2 protein-coding genes are annotated in these 1,599 nt (G+C 75.4%); both read left to right on the top strand.

Annotation, left to right across the window (positions count from 1 at the left end):
* A partial coding sequence (locus ACG2DA_RS22700) for an NAD(P)/FAD-dependent oxidoreductase (RefSeq protein ID WP_395258963.1) occupies nt 1-484 on the top strand: 484 nt, incomplete at its 5' end.
* 253 nt (nt 485-737) lie between these two features.
* Nucleotides 738-1,562, top strand: coding sequence for an MBOAT family protein (locus ACG2DA_RS22695; RefSeq protein ID WP_395258961.1), 825 nt, complete (start codon nt 738-740; stop codon nt 1,560-1,562).
* The last annotated feature ends 37 nt before the right edge of the window (nt 1,563-1,599 follow it).

Raw genomic sequence — 1,599 nt, 5'->3', positions numbered from 1 at the left:
GCGGCCGATGCTGTTGCCGGAGGTGCGGGTGGCCGTCACCCCGCACGCCGGCGGCCCGGTGCGGGGGTCGGCGTCGGACGGGAACGGGGACGGGGCGCGTCGGCCGGCGGCGCTGCGGCTGGGCAGCATCATGGAGTTCAGCGGCTACGACCCCTCGATCGCCCGCCGCCGGCTGGCCCTGCTGACCCGCGGAGCCTCCCGGTTCCTCCACGTCCCCGCCGAGCCGCCCCCCGACGACCACCCCGCCGGCGACAACCGCTGGGCCGGCTGGCGCCCGATGACGCCGGACGGCGTCCCGCTGATCGGCAAGGTCCCCGGCGGCCGCGGACAGCGGGCGGAGAACCTGTTCGTCGCCGCCGGGCACAACATGCTCGGCCTGTCGATGGCCCCCGGCACCGGCCGCCTGATCGCCGAACTGGTCGCCGGCGCCGAGCCGCACGTCGACCCCGCCCCCTACGCCCCGGGGCGATTCTCGCGCGGGTGAGGGCGGACGCCCGGTTCGCCCGTTTTCGCTCAGAGATCGTGCCCGAAGCGCAAGCGAGGCCGAGGCGATGCGGGCACGCCTCGGCTGGCGCCTCGGGCTGCCAATTCTGAGCGCCGGGCCGTGGAGAGCGTTCGGGCTCCGCTGCCCCCTCACCCCCGGCCCCTCTCCCCCAAAAGGGGGGCGAGGGGGGACACGGCGGGTCGTGTGAACCGTCCGGCGGGGCGGCGGTCGGTCTTTCGAAAGGGAGCCCGTCATGACCGTCGCCGAACCCGTCGTCCGCTTGGCGGTCGTGTGCGCGGGGTTGTGGCTGGCGGCGAAGGGGTGGGCGGTCGCCGTCGGGCCGGGGCCGCAAACGCCCGGTCGCGGGGGGCCGTGGCGGCGGGAGCTTCTCTGGTGGCTGTGGCCGGGGTTGGAACGGCGGCGGTTCCTGTTCCACGCCTGCGAGCCGCCGGCGGGGGGCGAGCGGCTCCGCGGGGCGGCGTTCACGCTGCTGGGAGCGGGGCTGTTTCTGCTCGGCGGGCGGCTGACCGACCGGGGCGAACCGCTGATCGGCGGGGTGTGCGCGGCGGTCGGGTTCGTGTTCGCCCTGCACTTCGGGGCGTTTCACCTGCTCGCCCTGGCGTTGCGGCGGGGCGGGATCGACGCGGAGCCGCTGATGAACCGCCCGCTGAGCGCCGCCACGCTGGCGGAGTTCTGGGGCCGGCGCTGGAACACGGCCTTCGCCCGGCTGACGCGCGACGGCCTGTTCGCCCCGCTGGCCCGGCGGTTCTCCGCCGGGATCGCGCTCTGGGCGGGGTTCGCCCTCAGCGGGGCGGTGCACGAGGCGGCGCTCACCGGGCCGGTTTTCGACCGGCCGGGCGCCCTTTACGGCGGGCCGTTCCTTTATTTCCTGCTGCAAGCGGCGGGGACGGGGCTCGAACGCCGGCTGCGGAAGGCCGGGCGATTGGGGGGCGTGTCGAACCGCCTTTACGCCGCGGCCTGGCTGATTCTCCCGACGCCCCTGCTGCTCTCGCCGGCGTTTTTAATCGACGCCGCCGGACCGGCGGCGGCGTTTGCCCTCTCATGGCTCAACACCTGACAACCGTCTCCCCGTCCACCAACCCGAAGCGTCAGCG

The organism is Alienimonas sp. DA493 (genome assembly GCF_043951915.1).
In the GTDB taxonomy this organism is placed as follows: Bacteria; Planctomycetota; Planctomycetia; order Planctomycetales; family Planctomycetaceae; genus Alienimonas.
Note: the sequence above shows the minus strand (reverse complement) of the source record. Positions and strands in the feature narration are given on the sequence as shown.